Genomic DNA, 19897 nt, shown 5'->3' on the forward strand with positions numbered 1-19897 from the left:
TAACATGAGTCTTATAGCAATTGAATTCCAAAATGTGTGCAAAACATACGCAAACTCCAATGACTTAGCTGTTGATCATGTCAATCTGTCTATTAGGGAAGGCGAATTTATAACCATACTGGGTTCGTCCGGATCAGGAAAAACCACACTATTGAAAATGGTAAATCGTTTAATTGAACCTACCCAAGGGAAGATAAAACTATTTGGTGATGACATTGCTGAAATTGATCCTGTAGCGCTACGGAGAAGGATTGGCTATGTTATTCAGCAAGTGGGTTTGTTTCCTCATATGACCATTGGACAAAATATTGCTACTGTGCCCCGGCTTTTGAAATGGGAAAAAACGAAGGTGGATGAAATGGTGCACAAATTGTTACTTTTGGTTGGGTTAGATCCAGTAAACTACCTAAATCGTTACCCTTCTCAACTATCGGGAGGTCAGCAACAGAGAATTGGACTAGCCAGGGCCTTAGCAACAAATCCTAATACAATGTTATTGGATGAACCTTTTGGAGCCATAGACGCCATGACTCGTCTAAATTTGCAGGATGAACTTCTGCGGATTCATGGGGGAGTTAAGAAAACCTTCCTATTCGTAACGCATGATATCAATGAAGCATTTAAGCTGGGAACCAGGGTAATAATCATGAATCAAGGTAAAGCCTGTCAGTTTGATACGCCAAGAGAAATTGTTGCTCATCCCGCAGATGAATTTGTCGCATCGCTTATTCAATCTTCAAGAGAGCAAGAACGTTTCTGGGAGGGGTTAAAGTGATCGAATATGCCATTAAGCATCCGGATAAGTTAGGAATTGCATTACTGGAGCATGTGGAGATGTTAATTGTGATCATGCTGATCTCCATTGTCGTCACAGTACTCTTAACAATTTTAGCCCTGACTTCAGAAACGATATCCAGGTTACTCATTTATATCTTTTCGATTCTTTATTCAATTCCCAGCTTGGCCCTGTTCGCAATCATGATCCCCGTGACAGGTTTGGGTAAAACGACAGCGATTACCGTGCTCATAGCATATAACCAATATATCCTACTACGTCAGTTTATTGCAGGTTTGAATCATGTTGAACAGTCTATTATTGAGGCAGCCACTGGGCTTGGTATGAGCCGTATTCAGGTATTGCTTCATGTTCGTGTGCCTTTGGCCATCAAAGCTCTTTTTACAGGATTAAGGCTAGCATCCGTATCTACGGTTGGAATGGCGACTATAGCAGCATTTATAAATGCAGGCGGATTAGGCTCGATATTAAATGATGGCTTACGAACCATGAATATAGATAAGATTCTGTGGGGAAGTGTATTGTCAGCGTGTCTCGCTATTGGAACGAATGCAGTATTCATTCAGTTTGAAAAACGAATCTACATTGGATCGGGGAGATCACTTTTATGAAGGCTGTTGTACTGGAAAGGGCCTGTAAACCTGAAGAACTAAAGATAAAAGAAGTTCCAATCCCCAAAGTTAAACCAGGTTGGGTACTTGTTAAGATCAAAGCTTTTGGAATAAACCGCTCTGAAATGTTTACAAGACAGGGACATTCCCTATCCGTCAAATTCCCACGGATTATTGGTATTGAATGCATAGGGCAGATCGAAGATCCATCTGACAGCACATTTCAAAAAGGGGAGCGTGTTGCTTCATTAATGGGGGGATTAGGCCGAGAATTTGATGGAAGTTATGCTGAATATGTTTTGATTCCTTCAAAACAGGTTTATTCCATTCCAATTGAAATGAAATGGACTGAGCTCGCTGCAATTCCAGAAATGTATTATACGGCGTATGCGTCCTTATTCGAATGTCTCCAATTAACTGCTGACGAAGTGCTTCTCATTCGCGGTGGGACGAGTTCTGTTGGTCTGGCTGCCCTTCAGCTAGCAAAAAGTACAGGCGCCACAGTCATATCAACCACTCGGAACAACGGAAAGCTAGCATATCTTCAGCAGGCTGGAGCAGACTTTGCTTTACTCGATGATGAGTATTTTACAAAAGAAGTTTATAAAATCGCTCCAAATGGCGTAGACAAGGTCCTGGAGTTGGTCGGTACCGTTACAATAAAGGAATCATTGCAACTGGTTTCAGAGCAAGGGACCTTATGCATGTCAGGGATACTGGGAAATGAATGGACACTTGATTCCTTTGAACCGTTAATTGATATACCGACAGGTGTTTATTTTACGGTATTTACAAGTGAAGTTATCAAAGAAAACGTACTAATCGACCTGTTCAATCATATTAAAGAACATGGAATTGTTCCGCCGATTGCTAAAGTTTTCAAGCTAGAAGAAATCCGGGAAGCTCATCTTTTAATGGAGAGTAATGATGCGAATGGTAAGATCGTAATTTTGAACGATTAGTTCAGAAGATTAAGATTTCAAGGGTAGTGACACATCGTTATTGATGTTCTCTAGAACGTGATGCAAGCCTAAATGTGCCAGATCATTAATAAAATTAAATTCAAAAATCTTATGTTTGAAAAAAATATTCAAGCGATATCAGTGAAAGAGGCCTTACACCATAATTTATAGAGGTGTAAGGCTTTTTCTATAAGGGATTACCAAACTTTAATATAATTTTTACCTTTTTTCAAAAGTGTAATCGGCCCTATTGGAGACTTTTCTACTCTCTGCATATCCAACAAATCAGTATCCAGGATCACTTCACTACCATCGGGGCGCTCAAATTCAGCGTCAACGATACGTACCCGTGCTAATGTTGCTGTTGAATGTACTTCACCTAGAAAAACATCGAAATTTTCCGGTAATTCACAGGAAAGATAAACTTCTTCTCCCTTATCAACTATTCTAAAGTTTGGATGAAAGCTTTTGTCAACTATCTTATCTTTTTCTCTTTCAAACGGTTCTGCTCCGGCCAAATACGCATTGTTATTAATATAAACAGGTTGTTCCACCAAGTTAAATATTTCAGCGTCTCCGGGATTTTTGTGTACGTTTTCAATATACTCTTCTAAAGAAGCCGTGTGGTTTTTATAATGGGACGTTCCGACACCTTCTAATCCATCAGCTCCAATGAAAATATTATTATAAAAACGGTCATCACCGCCGTAAATAAAAGAAAAACCTGCGATTTTGGTGCTGTGGGGGAGGTGATACTGTGTAGAACGTGTCATTTCTTTCCAATGATTCATCTTACCGCAGATTAGGTTGTTTATGTAAGCTCCACCCTGTGACACATTGTCCAGAGAATATTCAGAAGCCATTATATTGTGATCAACGATATATGGCCCATGGCTTACTTCAACAAACAAATCGCGATTATTGCTATAAAATAAATTCTTACTAATCCTTGTTCCCTGTGTCTGCCAATCTGACCATAATCCTAAAGAGCAGTCATGGATACGGTTATGGTAAATCTGGACATCTATGGCTGCATGGAGCTTGATTCCTGCAATTTCGTGACCGTAGAATTCACGTTTCAGAGCAATTTTATATATATGGTTGTGATGAATTTCACTAAAGACACCGCCCAAGTGACCCACAATTCCATTTTGACCGCAATCATAAATCGTATTATTACGGATAATATGGGAGCCGATTTTTTCCTTGCACCAGCCATTACGTTCAGCAGAAAAGACAGATTCAAGCTGGTACTGGTATCCGGGTTTGTCTTTCCGGACGGAGCGATAATTATGCCCGGTGGAGGCTTCTTTACCAATACTGATGGCGCTGCATTTTGCATCGTGAAGGATATTGTTTTCAATAATCCAACCCTTGCTCCAATTGGCGCCAAGCAGTCCAGGCTGATCCGCTGTCGGAGGTGCCCATGGTGTTGCGGCCTGCGCCATTTCAAAGCCTCTTACTGTAATATAATCAATCCCTGTATCTTGGGGATAGAAACAAGATCTGCGAACGTTAACCTCAACAAATTCTTTGTTCGGATCAGCGCCTTGGAAATTTGCATATATGGTTGTATTATCAGCATTCACTTCTGCAAACCAGACATATTTTGTCTGTTCCTGATTATGAACAGGAACCATTTTTCTTGTCCAGTGGTCCAATACTTCTGTTGTAACCTTCGGATCGATCAGTTGTTCAAAGCGGCTGACTTCATAAAAAGACATACCGTTTAAATAAACGTCTCCTAAATGCTTGGTTTCCTCAATTGTTACGAGCCAATCTCCGGACACTTCAAGAGCATATGGGTTATAGTTACCAAAAAACTCATTCGGCAACACAACCTTCCAAATATTCTCTTCTGCATGCTGCCAACTTTGAATATGCTCTGAGCCTTTAATGATTACTTTTTCACCTTTTGCAGCTTGATAAGTAATTCTTCTCTTGGTGCTTAATCCTTTAAATTTTGGTTTTACCCATTCACGATATACCCCTTCATGGACAATAACCGTGTCTCCTGCCACAGCAGCAGAAGCTGCTTTATTGATTGCCAGAAATGGATCTTCCTGACTCCCCTGGCCGTGATCTGAACCAGTTTTTGCTACGTGATACTCCATAGTCTTATATCCTCCTTTAAATTCAATTTATTTTATTATAGGAAATAATATTTGTTAATTCTATCCAAAATATAGTACACTTTAAGACAATATTAGTGTTCTGGCAAAGGAGAGTTGTATGGTCTTATTTGAAAAACATGGAATGGAGGGGGAAGAATTCTTTCATTTTTTTCCATTGAAGAATTATAGCTTTCCCCTTCATTTTCACCGAGCATATGAAATGATCTATGTTAATGATGGACAGCTATATGTATCCATTGATCAAAAAGAGTATCTTTTGAAGGAAAATGATCTGGTCTTTATCTTTATAAATCAAATGCATGAATTTAAGACCATCGATTACTCTAATATTACAATCATCCTTTTTTCGCCAGAGTTGATCGGCGACTTTTTTATGAATTTAAAAGGCTTAATTCCAAATGACAGTGCATTGCATTTGGAGAGAGCTATTGATTTTAGTAAGCTGAATTCAATCTATAGCCAGAAAAGTTTTTTATATGCTGTTTGTGCTGATCTGATAAATCAGAAATCGTTTACCCTAGTTAAGCAATCACCTCAGACAAAGGTGCTCTATAAGATGCTGCTTTATGTAGAGGAAAATTATTCTACTGATTGCACATTAAAAGACATTGCAAAATATCTGCAGTATGACTATCCTTATCTATCAAAGTTGTTTGTCCAACAAATGAACATCACCTTCACGGACTACTTAAATCATTATCGGATTTCACAGGCATGCTATTTGCTGAAAAATTCCCAGCAGGCGATTGGTGAAGTTGCAATCAAGTGTGGTTATAACAATTTAAGAACCTTTCATCGTAACTTCAAGGAAATAACCAGGAGAGCGCCTAGAGAATATCGAGCAATGGACTAAAGAAGAACGGCATAAGCATAAGGTGAATGCGTTGAGCACTTTGTTGACCTTCAGCTTAAACTAGCTGGTGATTATGTTGAAAATATAATCATTAATTCTCAACAATCTTCAGATCATAATTTACGATCCTTCTAATCCAAAGTTTTGCTAGCAATAAATTAGAAAATCCATAAACGCAGCCATCCAATTACCAAGAATTTTTCTACATGACGCACACCATTTTAAATCGGTTAATGTGAACAGCTGCGGCAATCCCTTGTCATCTAAAAGCCGTGATTTACGAGGGCTTATCAGGATATCTGGTGAGTGGTTTCAAAGGTTTCGTTTCCTGTCTGGTCACAGGGCAGAAGCTCACTCGGTTGTGATGCGCTCGGCAACAAAAACGATTCGATTCGTACACAGTATACATCACACAACAAATGTTTTCGGTACGTTTGCTGTGGCAGTATTCACTTCATTCTTAAGGGTCAAGTCGCCAAAACTTAAAAATAGCAAGTCTCTTGCAACTTAGAGACTTGCTATTTTGTGTTTTCGGTTCATTAAATTTTGTGAAAAAAAATAGTTCCAAAGTTATGAATTTTCTAAAAATTTATACTTTTAACAGCAAAGGGCACTGCGGTTGGTACGTCATGTCGGAACGAGGAGATTGATTCAAAAAAATTGGTTGGTAAACTTGAGCTTTGAGTTAATAAAAAAATGTCGGATGACAAAAGCCATGTTGCATTAGGAGCCGCCTAAATGACGGCTTTTTTGTTTTAAGAAATCAAGTTCATGCTCCGAGCCAAGGACAAGAACTTGATTATTCCATTGCCGATTAGATATCTACCTATTTAATGCTCACTATACCGACCATCCAGTTGTCGCAGGAGCAGACGACCTCATTCTGGAGCGGTTGAAGCGAGGTTCGTTGACTGTCAAATAAGAAGCCCTTAGTGAGCTTTTTTTAGACAATTCTTTAATAGATAACCCAATTTATAAATTTATACTGTGCAGCTTTGAAAAAGCTCAATAAACTTCTGAGCTGCTGAAGAAAGGGGCAAGTCTTTTTTGATAGCAATACTTAAAAACCTTTTAGGTATGATTTCTTGGATGGGCACTATGAATAGCTGTTGTTGATCCAAATCGCTGCGAACAAAATCCTCGATTACACACGATATGCCCAAACCTTTTTTAGCAAACTCAATTAACAGTTCCATGGTACTCAGTTCTATTTTAGGTATTACTTTTAAGCCATATGAAGTGAAAAAGTTGTCAATATATTTTCTTGTATTAAGTCCTTTCTGCATGAGAATGATCGGGTAATTTACTACTAGTTCTTTTAAGAATATTGGATTATCACATATTTCTTTAAATCTCTCACCTACTACAAAACAATCTTGTATTTCTATTTTTCCAATCACCGTCAGAGAATCTCTGCTTCCGTTCAGATTGATGATTCCTATGTCAACTTCGCCTGACTCTAGCTGCTTAATTGTAGAATGAGTAGATTGATCTTTGATATAAATCTCGATATTAGGGTAAGCCAAGGAGAATGTCTCTAGGTATTGCATCAAGAAGTTACTACAAGCTGTTGTGCTTACGGCTATTCTTAGTTGGCCAGCATCTAAATTCCTTAATTCCAAAAATTTTCTTTCAGCCGCCTGTAATAACTCATAGCTTTGTTCTACATATTGATATAATATCTCTCCTTCCGCAGTAAGGGACACTCCTTGTGCCCTTCTATGGAACAACTGTCCACCTAGCTTATTTTCAAGCAGTTTTATGGACTGACTAACTGCCGATTGTGATGTAAATAGTTCCTTTGCCGCATTAGACATACTTCCAGCTTTTACTGTGATATAGAAGATCTTATAGAGTTCATAATTAATATCCATATAAGTATTTAGTATACCTCCTATACTTATTATTAATTTTACTTATTATACTGCGTGAATTATACTCGGGTTGTCAATGATTAATCGATAAATTGAGAAGGTGATCAATCTAGTATTCCCATATTTAAGATATATTATTGACTCATCTGTAGGAGATATTCAATCTTCAGAATTTGAGAGGGGATAATACTGTGAGGCGGGATTACTTTTGCAATGGACACACTTGAAACCGTTCTTTTGGTATTTTCTTTTTTCGTGGTTCTAAAATCGGATAAACGATTTATTGAAGCACTTCATTCAATTTCAGATTGGCTAATTGATCAAAGTAAAAGTAAGAGAAAGGGGAAAATACATGGCTATCATATTCATAATTTTCGCATTATTGGCAGGAATGGCCTTGCCTACACAATTTAGTGTTAATGCGCAGCTAAGGACGGTGGTGGGATCACCTATTGTTGCTTCGGCCATTTCTTTTACAGTAGGTGCCATCTCATTAATAATCATATCTTTTTTTGTAAAAGGATCGTTGTTCAAAAAAGAATGGTTTGAAGCTCCCTGGTGGATGTGGACAGGAGGACTACTGGGTGCTTTCTATGTATTGGCGACAACCATTCTCATGCCCAGAATAGGAGTAGCAGCTACGGTTGGATACGTTTTAGCTGGACAAATAATCGTGTCGGTGATCATTGATCATTTTGGATTAATTGGTGCTAGTATGCACACTTTGAATATTCCTCGATTATTGGGAGCTCTTTTGGTTATTGCAGGAGTCTTTATCGTACAAAAATTTTAAATACATTTGGGGGAAACGTACATGAGCAAAATAAGAAAAGACTTTCTGTGGGGAGGAGCTATTGCTGCTAATCAAGTAGAAGGTGCACATCGCAGGGATGGAAGAGGGTTAAGTACCGCTGATATTCAGCCGTTTATTCCAGGAGCTGATCCTATTGATCTACATTTTAATAACATGGATTCAGAAACATACGAAAAATACAAACATGGGACATACTATTTCCCTAAGCGCCAAGGAGTACATTTCTACGAACGATACCGTGAGTATATCGATGCGTTAGCAGACATGCATGTAAAAACATTGCGGTTGTCTATTTCTTGGAGCAGGATTTTTCCGAATGGAGATGATACCGTTCCAAACGAGCAGGGTTTGGCCTTCTATGATCGATTATTTGAGTACATGAAAGAAAAAAATATTGAGCCAATCGTCACGATTTTCCATTATGAAATGCCTTTAAATTTGGTTGAGCAATATGGCGGTTGGACAAACCCGAAACTGATTGATTTCTTCGTGAAGTATGGGGAAACCGTCCTGCAAAGATATCATCAAACCATTAAATATTGGATCATTATCAATCAAATTAACCTTGTCCACAAAGAGGCATTTGCCTCCCTTGGCATACTGAAAGATAAAGTTGATCATTACGAGCAGTCTCAGTTTCAAGCGGTTCATCACCAATTCGTTGCTTCTGCAAAGATTACTGAGTATGGGCACAAGCTAAATCCATCCCTTCAAATGGGAATGATGTTGGCCGATACGTTAACCGCCCCTTATTCATGTGAACCTGCAGATGTCGAACTGAATTTCAGACGGAATCGAATGCAATATTTCTACAGCGATGTTCTGATTCGAGGAGAGTATCCAGAATATGCATTGACGTATTTCGAAGACCATGACATCCAGCTGGAAATTACGGAATCGGAGAAAGAGTTGCTTTGGAACAATACAGCCGATTTCCTTGCAGTCTCTTATTACTGGTCAAATACTGTTAAAGCTAGTGAGAATACGATGGACCCTAATTCTACTGTCAAAAATCCCCATTTGAAAGCGAATCGCTGGGGCTGGTCTATAAATGCTTCAGGATTATATCTCTGCATGTCTAAGTATTGGGACAGGTATCATGTTCCCATGATGGTGGCTGAAAATGGTCTTGGATTTAAAGATGTTTTAACAGCGGACAATAAAGTTCATGACGATTATCGCATCGAATACCACCAGGAGCATATTGCAGCACTGAAAGAGGCAATACATGAAGGGGCAGATGTTTTTGCCTATTGTACCTGGGCGCCTTTCGACATCATCAGTGCAGGTACTGCTGAAATGAGCAAAAGATATGGCTTTATTTATGTGGACTATGATGATGAAGGTAATGGAAATGGGCAATTCCATTATAAAGATAGTTTTTACTGGTATAAGCAAGTTATTGATACAAACGGCGAGGATCTTCATAGAACACCAACGATTAGGATGAGAATCACTAAATGATGAAGGCACCCCCGGATCATTTTGTATCGTTTCAGTAGTACGGTATGTGGAAAATGGTCCGGGCATTTATAATAGGGGGGACAACTATGAGTTATCAAAAATTGGCAAAGGATATTCTGGATGGCGTAGGAGGAAAAGAGAATGTAAATGCGGTGTGGCATTGTGCCACTAGATTGAGATTTAAATTAAATGATGTGAGTACTGCAGATACCAAAAAGATTGAAAACACAGATGGGGTCATTACCGTCGTCAATAGTGCCGGACAGTATCAGGTGGTTGTTGGTAATTCCGTTGCTCAAGTCTATGATGCACTAACATCATTACCTGGAATGGCATTACATGCTTCTAGCAACAATGAAAGCGCTTCAGAAAAACGAACTGGGAAATTTAATCCTGTCAGTCAGTTGATGGATTTTGTTTCGGCCGTATTTACGCCATTTCTGGGAGCCTTGGCTGGATCCGGAATTTTGAAAGGCATTCTAGCTTTATTTACAACAATGAACTGGATATCGACTGACAGTGGTGCGTATAAAATATGGAATGCAGCAAGTGATGCCATTTTCTATTTTTTGCCGATTTTCTTGGCATTTACTGCGGCCAAGAAGCTTAAAGTCAACCCATTCGTAGCCGTTTCGTTAGCTGGTGCACTCATTCATCCGTCTTTAGTAGAGATCGTATCCAATTCACAAACGATTGATTTCTTTGGCATACCGATCATACCAATTACGTATACGGCGTCTGTGTTTCCCATTCTGTTGTCGATTTGGGGCCTCTCTTACTTGGAACCTTTGTTGAACAAATTCTTTCCGGAATCAATTCGTAATATGCTAACCCCTCTAGTTTCTCTAGTGATTATGTTGCCTTTAACTTTGGCTGTTATCGGCCCTCTAGGCACAAAGATCAGTGACCTGTTCGCCATGGTATTGTTAGCAATCTTTGGTTTCTCCCCATTACTTGCTGGGTTGGTTTTAGGAGCGTTCCATCAGTCGATTGTCATTTTCGGAGTCCATTGGGCGCTGATTACGCTGATGATAAACAATGTCGCTAATCAAGGATACGACCAATGGTTGCCAATTGTATGTGCAGCCGTACTTTCTCAAGCAGGTGCTGCTCTAGGCGTATTTTTGAAAACCAAGGATGCCAAAATCAAAGGCCTATCGGGTTCTGCAGCAATCACAGCCATTTTTGGTATCACTGAACCGGCAATTTACGGCGTAACCCTTAAATTAAAGCGTCCATTCTACTGTGCAATGATCGCTGCTGGTATTGGAGGCGCTGTTATTGGATCGTTTGAAGTACATGCATCCACATTTACATTTCCTAGCTTGTTGGCTATTCCAACTTATTTAGGCCAAGGTTTCATTGGAGAAGTCATCGGATTGATTATTGCATTCTTTGGAGCCGTCATTTTAACTTATTTCTTCGGTGTTTCGAATAAGAGTGTGACGAATTTGAGTGATCAAGCAAATCCAAACGAGGTTGTGGTACCTGTGAATGGCCAAATTGTTCCTTTAAGCAGTGTAAGCGATGAGGTGTTTGCTTCTGAAGCGATGGGTAAAGGAGCAGGGATTGTTCCAATTAGCGGAATTGTTACAGCTCCGGTAAACGGAACGGTAAGCAGCGTGTACAAAACCGGGCATGCGATTGGCATTGTATCTGATTCCGGTATAGAACTTTTGATTCATATCGGTATTAATACTGTGAAATTAAAGGGACAACACTTTAAACCATTGGTTAAGGAAAATGATAGAATTGGCATTGATGACAAATTAGTTGAGTTTAACTTGGAGCAAATTAAGGCTGCGGGTTATGATCCTACGGTAATGGTTATTGTTACGAATTCATTTAATTATGATCAAGTGCATGTGAATCTGGAGGATCCAAATTCAAAACAGTTATTACATGTGATTCCTGCAAAACCTAGCGTTTCATCTTCAAATTTGGTTTAACACAGGACAGCATGGATTTGATCTTGGAAGTAAATTGAAAAAACGTATAACAGCCAGCTATAGCTATTATAGCTGGCTGTTTTTAGTAGATAGTTCTGTTGCTAACGAAGAAAAGGATTAAGAAATTACGAATGCTTGGGCAGTTCAGCATCTGTTCTTCCTCCAACACTCATAACGAAAAATTTTACTGCAAACGTGCTTAGTAGTCTCCCCTTCGAAAAGGTATTAGCCGAATGGTGAACAGAATGTTTCTGTAGACTGAAGATCCTTTAGTATGAATTTCAAGTGTTCTCTAGCTGATTGATTCAATGGTTGTAAGGGCAAAGGAAGACTGGGACTTGAGATCAAGCCACTTATTTCTGCTGCTGCTGAAATAACGCGAAGGCTGCCATATTGACGAAATAACGACCAAAGCGGTTCAAGTAGCGCCGAGAGTTGTTTCGCTTCTTCAGCAAAACCGGACTGGGCCAAACGGGTCATTTTTTGGCACGCCCTTGGAAACAAACCACCAAGAACTGAGTACCATACTTCACAGCCTGCATCCAAGCCAGTGACTGCGGATGAGTCTCCACTTACTCCTATAGTTACATGGGGAGGAATGGCCGTTCGCAGTTTTCTAATGCGTGCCTTGGCTGCTTCAGGATCAGAAGGCACTCCAGGAATCTTGATAGAACGAACGTTAGGCAGCTCAGCAATCCGACCGTGCAACTCATCACTGAAATGAAAATGTGTAGTCCCCGGATTATCATATACGCAGAGCGGAATAGAGAGCGAGCTTGTCACCTGTTCATACAACGAATATACCTCTTCATTTGTTAATGCCTGGTAAGAAACAGGAGCTAACAGCACTGCGCTTGCTCCTGCTCTTTGTGCATCTTCCGCTAATCGAAGTACTTCAGAAGTACGAATCGCACTTATACTTGTCATCACGGGAATCCCCTCAGATGAATGGACAGCAAGTCGAAGCACACGTAAACGTTCTTCTCGATTAAGATATGCATAATTTCCAGTTGAACCCAATGCACCAATTGAGTCTACACCAGCTGCAACTAATCGTTGAATTAGTGTCACAAATGCTTTTTCGTTAATACCTGTCTCGTTAACTGGCGTGAGTGGAAAAGCAGATAATCCACAGAACATAAAGCTACACTCCTTTATTAATTGACCTTCAAAATACAAACACATTATAAAAATGAATTAGACACAATTAAAGTACCAATTGAGAGACAAATAACAGTACCAATTCTTCTAGAGAAACTTAAGATCGAAACAAAGAGATATGAGCATCAAGCTTCAGTATCAACTTGGATATTACATCTTTTAACAGATCAGGTTAGTTGAGAAAGATAAAAAGCATTCTATATAGAATGCTTTTTATCTTTCTCATGATTTAGTGATGTATGAGAGTGTGTTAATATGCGGTCAAGTACTTTTTCAGTAAGTGGCATAAAGTAATTGAGTATTAACCCCCCTAAACAAACGGTTAACAAAGTTCCAATGCCAATGGGGCCATTTAAAATGACTGCTATGATCAAGAATATAAGATAGATGAGTGTTCTCGAAAAAAATAGATTTGTTCTAGTTAATTCTTGTATGATTAATGTTAATCGGTCAACTGGAATTGGTGCAAAATTTGTCTGTAAATATGTTGCAGTTCCTAATCCTACAACAACTAAACCAATTCCAAAACAAACAACTTTGCTGTACCATAGTTCAGGTGCTATCAAATTGTGTAATAAAAAAAGCCACATATCAATACCAATACCCGTTATAAATGCTGTTAACAACCCCAAAACTTCAGGTCTTTGTCTTTTTAAAAGCGAATTACAACATATCAATATTATAGCTATTATGATTTCCCAACTTCCCACAGTAAGCCCCACATTTATGGACAGTCCTACCAAAAGTGCATCAAAAGGTGAAGTCCCAAGGTCTGATTGTATAGTGAACGAAATTCCAAGGGATAATATAAAAATTCCTAATACAAAAAAAATATATTTCACTTTACTCGACCTCTTTAATATATTTTTTTGTTGCAAATGCAATAAAAATAAGGTAAATTCAATATATATCATTTTTATTGCATTTGCAATAAAATAGGGGCAAAGGAGTTAACTATGAAGGAAGTGCTTCGTGAAATTGGAATGATCGCAAGGGCATTAGATTCTATAAGTAATATAGAATTTAAAGAATATGACCTTACAAAAGGGCAGTATTTGTACCTTGTGCGAATATGTGAAAACCCAGGAATCATTCAAGAAAAGTTATCCGAGATGATAAAAGTAGATCGAACAACTGCATCTCGTGCTATAAAAAAACTTGTAATTAATGGCTTTATTGAAAAGAAAGAAGATAACCATAACCAAAAAATTAAAAAACTCTTTCCAACAGAGAAAGGGAACAATGTTTATCCTTTTATAAAAAGAGAAAATGATTATTCCAATAACATTGCATTAGAGGGATTTTCGGAAAGAGAAGTAGAAACCATTTTCAATCTTCTTCAAAGAGTAAGAGAAAATATAGGGGATGACTGGGAATTTGTAAAAAAGGGGAACAAAAGAAATTATTGATTTACATGAAGGAGAGATGCATTAAAGTGACTGTGAAAATAATAAAGTGCAGCCGTGAAGATTTACAAATACTCCAAGAAATAAGTATTGAAACATTCAACGATACTTTTAAAGATCAGAATTCACCTGAAAATATGAAAGCCTATTTGGAAAGAGCATTTAACTTTAAACAGTTGGAGGAGGAATTGTCCAACGTCTCTTCAGAAATCTTTTTCATCTATTTCAATGAAGAACTGGCTGGATATTTAAAGGTAAATATGAATGACGCCCAATCCGAAAAAATGGGTGATGAGTCGCTCGAAATTGAGAGGATTTATATAAAAAACAAATCTCAAAAACATGGGCTTGGTAAATATCTGCTAAATAAAGCTATGGAAATTGCGATTGAACATAATAAAAAGAAGATCTGGCTCGGTGTATGGGAAAAAAATGAAAACGCCATTGCTTTTTATAAGAAAATGGGGTTTGTTCAAACTGGCGCACACTCTTTTTATATGGGTGATGAAGAACAAATTGATTTCATAATGACCAAAACAATAATATAAGTTTAGGGTGATATACGAATTCTTATTAATTTTTATATTGTAATTTATTCACTAATATGTATAATGTTAACTATAACTGAATTCAAAAATGTTTTCTAGGGTTCCGCGATGTAATATCGGCTGGTCCGAGAGAAAACTCACAGTCGTCGTACTGTGCCACGGAGGGATAAAAGCCTGGGAGAAAAACTGCTGTATGCAGTATTCTCTCAGGCTTTTTTTTTGCTGCTATAAATCCATACTACATTTGCAGCATTATCAAAAAGGAGGAAGCACAGAATGAACAAGACATGGTTATCTGTTGTAATTGCGGCATTATTTGAAGTTGGATGGGTCATCGGCCTGAAACATGCCAGCGGATGGTTAGAGTGGGGGGGCACTTTAGTTGGAATTTTAGTAAGTTTCATACTCATGATTATGGCTTCCCGTACGCTTCCGGTAGGTACGGTGTATGCAGTGTTTGTCGGCTTGGGAACGGCCGGCACTGTATTGGCAGAAATTTTGTTGTTTGATGCTGAGGTACAGGGATCTAAATTGTTGCTAATCGGGGTGCTTCTGCTCGGAGTTGTAGGGCTCAAAATACAGAGCAAAGAGAAGAAACAAGGAAAAGAGGTGCACTGACGTATGAACTGGGTATTTCTAATTTTGGCAGGCGTATTTGAGATGATGGGAGTTCTTATGATTAATAAGCTCCATAAAGATCGGAATTTCCTGTCTGCTTTTTACTTGCTTGCAGGCTTTGGATTGAGCTTCTTGTTTCTATCCCTGGCCATGGAAACACTACCCATGGGAACGGCCTACGCTGTCTGGACCGGTATTGGGGCTTCTGGCGGGGCCATATTGGGCATGATCTTTTACAGTGAACCGCGTAATACCGCGAGAATTCTGTTCATTGCGATGGTACTCGGTTCAGCAGTTGGCCTAAAGCTGGTAAGCTGATTAATGATGGAATTAGACATACTGGTCATCTTAGAACAGCAGCGAACTATCTGAATGCTTATGGACTATCATTAAATTTAAAAATAGATAGAAAAGACCAGCGTGCAGACAAAGTATCGATAAGAAATTTTGTCTGCATGTTTTTTTTGCATTTGCTTATCCTTCTATACTCTGATCTTTAGGATCGCCGCGTTGTGTTTTCAGTTTTAGAAAATGAAGAGTCATTTGAAGCTTCAGACGAATATCACCATCGCTTAGATCAATCTCGAAAAGCTCACGTATCCTGTTGATTCGATAGAACAAAGTATTTCTATGAATAAAAAGTGTTTTAGCAGCAATATTTGGAGTGTCCACATATTGAAGATAGGCTTCAAGGGTAGGTAGCAAACTTGTTTTGTGGGCATTGTCATAAGCAATTAACTTTTGGATAACTGGATGGCAGAAGTCAGCGAGATCGTTCTGTTCCGATATGATCTTTCCAATATGCTCGCAGAGATAGTCCTCATACATATACACTGGCTTGTTAGAATGAAGTTGGAACCCAATCTCGATGGCGGTTAGGCATTGCTTATAATATTTTCGCAAAAAGGTTAAATGACTAAAGCAGTCACTCAGCGAAGCAGTTAGGCCGTTTACTTGGAGAAATTCCAGAATTCGTTTGTCTTCAGCAATGATTTTACAGGATGAATCAACAAGGGAAATGAGAAATACAATACGTCCCTGATATACGATCCAACGGCTATCCGGAAGTAATTGGATCATATGCTGTGCAACCAGCTGAACTTTCCCGTCAAAAAAGCCGTTCTTCAGGTCTGTCAAGGTCAGCACTCTCAGGTAAGGTGTAAGCGTCCATTCCAGATGAGCCAGTCGCATTGCGATGACATTAGCATCATTGAGCTCGCCTGTAAGCAGTTCGGAAAGCAAAAAACTATGCATCATTCCTTGATTGCAATTATAAAAGTCGTTCTTTTGCAATTCTACCGAAACTAGCTCACAAAGAAATTGTACGAGTTCAAAATCAATATCTGTAAATTTACGATCCAGTTCCATAACACTGACCTGCGCGAATTCTATACCATGTACGTACACAAAAGCTGTTATCCAACAGTCGTTGGTCTCGGGATCGCGTGAATAATAAGGAATAAGAGCCATACGGGTCAGTTCGTACAGATTGGATTTCTTCATGCTCTCAATATTACTGTCAAGAATATAACCCAAATTTCGCTGCTGTTCGATATCAGGTCGGCTGGGGATGGGGGCCTGACACATAGCGAGTAACTTATAGCCTGCGTCGACAATGATTACCGGATTACCAAAGATGCGGGAGGCCTCGTTTGTCAAGTATTGTAAACCTTTGTTTGAGTAAAGTGCGGATATCAGAGTGTGCATATGCTCAATGAGCCGATTCTCATGAGCAAGTATAGATGAAATCTTTCCCGAAAGATCCAGCAGATCCAGTCCATTTGGCAGAAGGGTAAGACAAGTATAAGAGTCTACAAGTGCATCACAATCCTGAATGCAGAAAAGAGGAGTGTCTGTAGGAAAGTCCTTTGGCAAATCCGAAAGCTTGCCTATATAAGCTGTGTCAGCCTGGAAAATGGAACTCAACCGCAGGATAGTAAATTCACTGATTTCTTTTGTTTGCATGGCCTCTTCGGGCAAGGAAAGATAACAGTCGCTAAGTTTTCTGATTATTTTTTGAATTTTCACGAGAGCAGCCTCCAAAAGCTTTTTAATCCTTGTGCAATATTACAAAACATCGTCACTATATTGGACCATATTTAAATTCCAGCACATGGGATATAACGTTTTTATTATATATACTGAAATTATTACACGCTGCAATAAATGACACTTTAATCAAAAAATGAGTAATATTGTTTAAAATCAGAACTCTGTGAGGGAATATTTTTGGAATTATGTGAGGAAATTTATGCGAAATTAGTGGAGAAAGCTGAAACTCTCGCATGGATTTGCTTCAGGATCTATGCCTAACAAATACAAATTGCAGGAGGATATTAATGAAAATTTTAGGGATCAGTTGCGGTAGAAGGATGAGTAATTCAGAAATCCTTGTCAAGGAAGCTCTGATGGGTGCTGAAGAACTGGGTGCCGAGGTAGAGCTTATACGTCTTAATGACCTGCAAATTAAACCTTGCACCGGTTGTAATGCTTGTGTAGTCAGCCTGCTTGAAAAGTGTGGCTCAGGAGATTGTGTGATAAAGAACGATGATTATGGATTTATTGAAGAAAAAATAATGGAATGCGACGGGTTAATTGTGAGCTCAGTCATTTATGAGAAGAGTCCGAGTGGACTGTTGAAGACTCTGAATGACCGGATGGGCCCTTCCCATGACATTGCCTTCCGAATGATTGCCAAGAAGCAACGCGAAGAAAGAGGAATAACTACTGGTAAAGGCCCAGATGAAAGAAGCTTTAAGCAAAGAGTGGCTTCTCTTATAGCTGTAGGAGGGAGTGAGTGGGACGCACTTGCACTGCCAATGCTCCATCTTTTCACGCTGCCGATGCAAATCAATGTTGTAGACAAAATGCTGGTCAATTGGGTTGGCTTGCCTGGATCAGTAGTCTTCAAGGAAAATGAATTGAACAGAGCTAGGCAATCTGGTCGTCATGTGGCTGAAACACTAATGAACCCGAATACGGAAGCGAAATATATTGGCGAATCTGGTTTATGTCCAATCTGTCATTCCAAACTCGTTGAAATCAGGAATCATGATGATAATTATCCTGCAATATGCGGAATTTGCGGTGTAAAGGGCACTTTGGAGGTTGAACAGGGCAAAGTTAAATTCAATGTCGCGGAAGAAGATAGAGCGCATTCTCATGTTCTAATCTCCGGGAAATTCGAGCATGCGGATGAATTATATAAAGTTTCATTAAAACCTAATTCCAAGGCTGGCGAGTTGCCTGAAAGATTAAAAAAATACAAAAACTATTTATCTTATTCCAGACCTGCTCGTAATTGATATTCCGGATAAAGTGCTTATTCTTTTTTTGAAAGGCTGAGAGCGAATTTGGCTGGTAAGATGCTTGCTGAAGCAGGCAAGGTTGGAGCTGGTCTAAACGGCGTCAGTTTTTCATCTTACACACTCTTTTGGTTTATAGGACCTAAGATCATTAATGATAATTTAGTTGTTGGGAAAACTTCAAAAAGTATCACTCTGGAATATTACTTACTTATGTAAAGACCAGTCAGATGCAATAAGTTTCTGAACATAAATCCTTTGTTGCTGTAACTAACCGCATCACCTGGATCAATCCCTAAAAATTGACCTGACACTAATCGTTAAACTCCTTCGAAAAGATTCATCAGACTAGCTCCAATACGTGAACTAATCACCTACACAGTTCTTCAGGGACTTTCATGAGGCAGCCTTTTGAGGTGCTCGTTCTTGAGATTCCCCCGTTCGGGCGTGTACTTTCGTACAATTGACTTTGATTTAGAATTTGATCCATACTTCAGATGAACGGTTGTTCAAAAAAACATTGGAGGGATTTTTCATGCGTTTGGGAGGAAAAGTTGCGGTCATTACAGGCTCAGCATCAGGAATGGGGAAAGCGATTGCAGAATTATTTGCAAAAGAAGGCGCAAGTGTTATTGTTTCAGACCTGAACATTGAAGGAGCTGAAGCGGTTGCAGCAGGAATTAAATCAGCTGGCGGAACCGCCGTCGCAGTAAAAACCAATGTTGCTGATTTAAATGATATTCATGCTATGATCGATACTGCTGTTAATGAATTCGGAACTCTCGATATTTTGGTTAACAATACGGGTGTTATGGATAACATGGCGCCTGTAGGAGATGTGGACGACGAGACATGGGATTTTATATTCGATGTTAACACAAAAAGCGTTATGCGTGCGATTCGCAAAGTTATCCCGATCTTCCTGGATAAAGGGAATGGAGTGATTATAAATACGGCATCTACGGGCGGCTTCAGCGGCGCGCATGCGGGCGCTGCTTACACTGCCTCAAAGCATGCGGTAATCGGTATTACGAAAAACACGGGGTTCATGTATGCTCAAAAAGGTATCCGATGCAATGCCATTGCGCCAGGAGCGACAGCCACAAACATTACTTCAACGATTCATAACTTAAATGAGTTTGGCGCGTCCAGAACGAGGGTTACACAAGGCGTAATTCCTCGCGTAGGGCAGGCGGAAGAAATCGCAAAAGTAGCCCTTTTCCTGGCTTCAGACGAATCGAGCTTTGTGAACGGGGCTGTTATAGCTGCAGACGCGGGTTGGACGGCAGGCTTCTAATCCACTGTTTAACGAGCACACATGCTTCAAAATATATAATCATCGAAGTAAGATCCTTGCAAGGTTAAAGTAATATTCAATTGAAAGAGATGTAATGTCAAAAA

At 39.3% G+C, this 19897-nt stretch carries 19 protein-coding genes and 1 riboswitch; of the genes, 14 read left to right on the plus strand and 5 right to left on the minus strand.

Annotated elements, in window-relative coordinates; translation table 11 throughout:
- The first annotated feature begins 4 nt into the window (after positions 1 to 4).
- The 3 genes from JOE49_RS17945 to JOE49_RS17955 are packed head-to-tail and all read left to right on the plus strand — an operon-like array spanning position 5 to position 2369.
- Complete coding sequence (locus tag JOE49_RS17945) at positions 5 to 775, plus strand: ABC transporter ATP-binding protein (RefSeq protein WP_025723011.1); 771 nt, start codon at positions 5 to 7, stop codon at positions 773 to 775.
- The gene (locus tag JOE49_RS17950) at positions 772 to 1407 is read left to right on the plus strand and encodes an ABC transporter permease (RefSeq protein WP_023988627.1); all 636 of its coding nucleotides are present in this window, start codon (positions 772 to 774) and stop codon (positions 1405 to 1407) included. Before JOE49_RS17945 ends, JOE49_RS17950 begins: the two co-directional genes overlap by 4 nt.
- Positions 1404 to 2369: a zinc-binding alcohol dehydrogenase family protein gene (locus JOE49_RS17955; RefSeq protein WP_160790824.1), complete on the plus strand. Its 966-nt coding sequence runs from the start codon at positions 1404 to 1406 to the stop codon at positions 2367 to 2369. Before JOE49_RS17950 ends, JOE49_RS17955 begins: the two co-directional genes overlap by 4 nt.
- A gap of 197 nt (positions 2370 to 2566) precedes the next feature.
- Here JOE49_RS17955 and JOE49_RS17960 read toward each other — a convergent pair whose 3' ends face one another.
- Positions 2567 to 4483 (minus strand): right-handed parallel beta-helix repeat-containing protein, encoded by a 1917-nt coding sequence (locus JOE49_RS17960; protein ID WP_209942249.1) that lies wholly within the window; start codon positions 4481 to 4483, stop codon positions 2567 to 2569.
- Between the two features lie 118 nt (positions 4484 to 4601).
- On the opposite strand from JOE49_RS17960, the gene JOE49_RS17965 reads away from it, so the two are divergent.
- Positions 4602 to 5357 (plus strand): helix-turn-helix transcriptional regulator, encoded by a 756-nt coding sequence (locus JOE49_RS17965; RefSeq protein ID WP_075154208.1) that lies wholly within the window; start codon positions 4602 to 4604, stop codon positions 5355 to 5357.
- A 980-nt stretch (positions 5358 to 6337) separates the two neighbouring features.
- Here the strand turns inward: JOE49_RS17965 and JOE49_RS17970 are convergent.
- Entirely contained in the window at positions 6338 to 7231 is an 894-nt protein-coding gene (locus JOE49_RS17970) for a LysR family transcriptional regulator (protein WP_209942251.1), read from the minus strand.
- Positions 7232 to 7583: 352 nt separating this feature from the next.
- Here JOE49_RS17970 and JOE49_RS17975 point away from each other — a divergent pair, with 352 nt between their 5' ends.
- From JOE49_RS17975 to JOE49_RS17985, 3 genes are all read left to right on the plus strand, one after another.
- The gene (locus JOE49_RS17975) at positions 7584 to 8024 is read left to right on the plus strand and encodes a DMT family transporter (protein ID WP_023988632.1); all 441 of its coding nucleotides are present in this window, start codon (positions 7584 to 7586) and stop codon (positions 8022 to 8024) included.
- 21 nt (positions 8025 to 8045) lie between these two features.
- Positions 8046 to 9509 (plus strand): glycoside hydrolase family 1 protein, encoded by a 1464-nt coding sequence (locus tag JOE49_RS17980; protein WP_209942253.1) that lies wholly within the window; start codon positions 8046 to 8048, stop codon positions 9507 to 9509.
- Positions 9510 to 9595: 86 nt separating this feature from the next.
- Positions 9596 to 11458 carry a beta-glucoside-specific PTS transporter subunit IIABC gene (locus JOE49_RS17985; RefSeq protein ID WP_023988634.1) on the plus strand — a complete coding sequence of 621 codons (1863 nt, stop codon included), beginning with the start codon at positions 9596 to 9598 and terminating at the stop codon, positions 11456 to 11458.
- A gap of 225 nt (positions 11459 to 11683) precedes the next feature.
- Here the strand turns inward: JOE49_RS17985 and JOE49_RS17990 are convergent, their stop codons facing one another.
- Together JOE49_RS17990 and JOE49_RS17995 are read right to left on the minus strand one after the other, a co-directional pair.
- A complete protein-coding gene (locus tag JOE49_RS17990; protein ID WP_160790423.1) occupies positions 11684 to 12598 on the minus strand; it encodes a dihydrodipicolinate synthase family protein in 915 nt (304 codons plus the stop codon).
- A 218-nt stretch (positions 12599 to 12816) separates the two neighbouring features.
- A complete protein-coding gene (locus JOE49_RS17995) occupies positions 12817 to 13461 on the minus strand; it encodes a YczE/YyaS/YitT family protein (protein WP_209942255.1) in 645 nt (214 codons plus the stop codon).
- A 114-nt stretch (positions 13462 to 13575) separates the two neighbouring features.
- On the opposite strand from JOE49_RS17995, the gene JOE49_RS18000 reads away from it, so the two are divergent.
- The 4 genes from JOE49_RS18000 (at position 13576) to JOE49_RS18015 (ending at position 15509) form a co-directional block, all read left to right on the plus strand.
- Entirely contained in the window at positions 13576 to 14028 is a 453-nt protein-coding gene (locus tag JOE49_RS18000; RefSeq protein WP_160790592.1) for a MarR family winged helix-turn-helix transcriptional regulator, read from the plus strand.
- Between the two features lie 26 nt (positions 14029 to 14054).
- On the plus strand, positions 14055 to 14573 hold the full coding sequence (paiA, locus tag JOE49_RS18005; protein WP_160790591.1) for a spermidine/spermine N(1)-acetyltransferase: 519 nt from the start codon (positions 14055 to 14057) through the stop codon (positions 14571 to 14573).
- A gap of 84 nt (positions 14574 to 14657) precedes the next feature.
- Positions 14658 to 14756: riboswitch (guanidine-I (ykkC/yxkD leader) on the plus strand.
- A 93-nt stretch (positions 14757 to 14849) separates the two neighbouring features.
- Positions 14850 to 15191, plus strand: coding sequence for a DMT family transporter (locus JOE49_RS18010; protein WP_023988640.1), 342 nt, complete (start codon positions 14850 to 14852; stop codon positions 15189 to 15191).
- A 3-nt stretch (positions 15192 to 15194) separates the two neighbouring features.
- A complete protein-coding gene (locus JOE49_RS18015; RefSeq protein WP_023988641.1) occupies positions 15195 to 15509 on the plus strand; it encodes a DMT family transporter in 315 nt (104 codons plus the stop codon).
- Positions 15510 to 15665: 156 nt separating this feature from the next.
- Here JOE49_RS18015 and JOE49_RS26830 read toward each other — a convergent pair whose 3' ends face one another.
- Entirely contained in the window at positions 15666 to 17219 is a 1554-nt protein-coding gene (locus JOE49_RS26830; RefSeq protein ID WP_160790662.1) for a helix-turn-helix domain-containing protein, read from the minus strand.
- Positions 17220 to 17530: 311 nt separating this feature from the next.
- Here JOE49_RS26830 and JOE49_RS18025 point away from each other — a divergent pair, with 311 nt between their 5' ends.
- The 3 genes from JOE49_RS18025 (at position 17531) to JOE49_RS18035 (ending at position 19793) form a co-directional block, all read left to right on the plus strand.
- A complete protein-coding gene (locus JOE49_RS18025; protein WP_209942257.1) occupies positions 17531 to 18496 on the plus strand; it encodes a flavodoxin family protein in 966 nt (321 codons plus the stop codon).
- Between the two features lie 48 nt (positions 18497 to 18544).
- Positions 18545 to 18715, plus strand: coding sequence for a hypothetical protein (locus JOE49_RS18030; RefSeq protein WP_202404242.1), 171 nt, complete (start codon positions 18545 to 18547; stop codon positions 18713 to 18715).
- Positions 18716 to 19031: 316 nt separating this feature from the next.
- Positions 19032 to 19793, plus strand: a complete 762-nt coding sequence (locus JOE49_RS18035) for an SDR family oxidoreductase (protein WP_160790254.1) — start codon at positions 19032 to 19034, stop codon at positions 19791 to 19793.
- The last annotated feature ends 104 nt before the right edge of the window (positions 19794 to 19897 follow it).

The sequence above is a fragment of the Paenibacillus sp. PvR133 genome (assembly GCF_017833155.1).
Lineage (GTDB): Bacteria > Bacillota > Bacilli > Paenibacillales > Paenibacillaceae > Paenibacillus > Paenibacillus polymyxa_B.

Coding starts and splice junctions, on each gene's coding strand:
- JOE49_RS17945 (WP_025723011.1), top strand. CDS start 5: ATGAGTCTTATAGCAATTGAATTCCAAAATGTGTGCAAAACATACGCA.
- JOE49_RS17955 (WP_160790824.1), top strand. CDS start 1,404: ATGAAGGCTGTTGTACTGGAAAGGGCCTGTAAACCTGAAGAACTAAAG.
- JOE49_RS17960 (WP_209942249.1), bottom strand. CDS start 4,483: ATGGAGTATCACGTAGCAAAAACTGGTTCAGATCACGGCCAGGGGAGT.
- JOE49_RS17965 (WP_075154208.1), top strand. CDS start 4,602: ATGGTCTTATTTGAAAAACATGGAATGGAGGGGGAAGAATTCTTTCAT.
- JOE49_RS17970 (WP_209942251.1), bottom strand. CDS start 7,231: ATGGATATTAATTATGAACTCTATAAGATCTTCTATATCACAGTAAAA.
- JOE49_RS17975 (WP_023988632.1), top strand. CDS start 7,584: ATGGCTATCATATTCATAATTTTCGCATTATTGGCAGGAATGGCCTTG.
- JOE49_RS17980 (WP_209942253.1), top strand. CDS start 8,046: ATGAGCAAAATAAGAAAAGACTTTCTGTGGGGAGGAGCTATTGCTGCT.
- JOE49_RS17985 (WP_023988634.1), top strand. CDS start 9,596: ATGAGTTATCAAAAATTGGCAAAGGATATTCTGGATGGCGTAGGAGGA.
- JOE49_RS17990 (WP_160790423.1), bottom strand. CDS start 12,598: ATGTTCTGTGGATTATCTGCTTTTCCACTCACGCCAGTTAACGAGACA.
- JOE49_RS18000 (WP_160790592.1), top strand. CDS start 13,576: ATGAAGGAAGTGCTTCGTGAAATTGGAATGATCGCAAGGGCATTAGAT.
- JOE49_RS18010 (WP_023988640.1), top strand. CDS start 14,850: ATGAACAAGACATGGTTATCTGTTGTAATTGCGGCATTATTTGAAGTT.
- JOE49_RS18015 (WP_023988641.1), top strand. CDS start 15,195: ATGAACTGGGTATTTCTAATTTTGGCAGGCGTATTTGAGATGATGGGA.
- JOE49_RS18025 (WP_209942257.1), top strand. CDS start 17,531: ATGAAAATTTTAGGGATCAGTTGCGGTAGAAGGATGAGTAATTCAGAA.
- JOE49_RS18035 (WP_160790254.1), top strand. CDS start 19,032: ATGCGTTTGGGAGGAAAAGTTGCGGTCATTACAGGCTCAGCATCAGGA.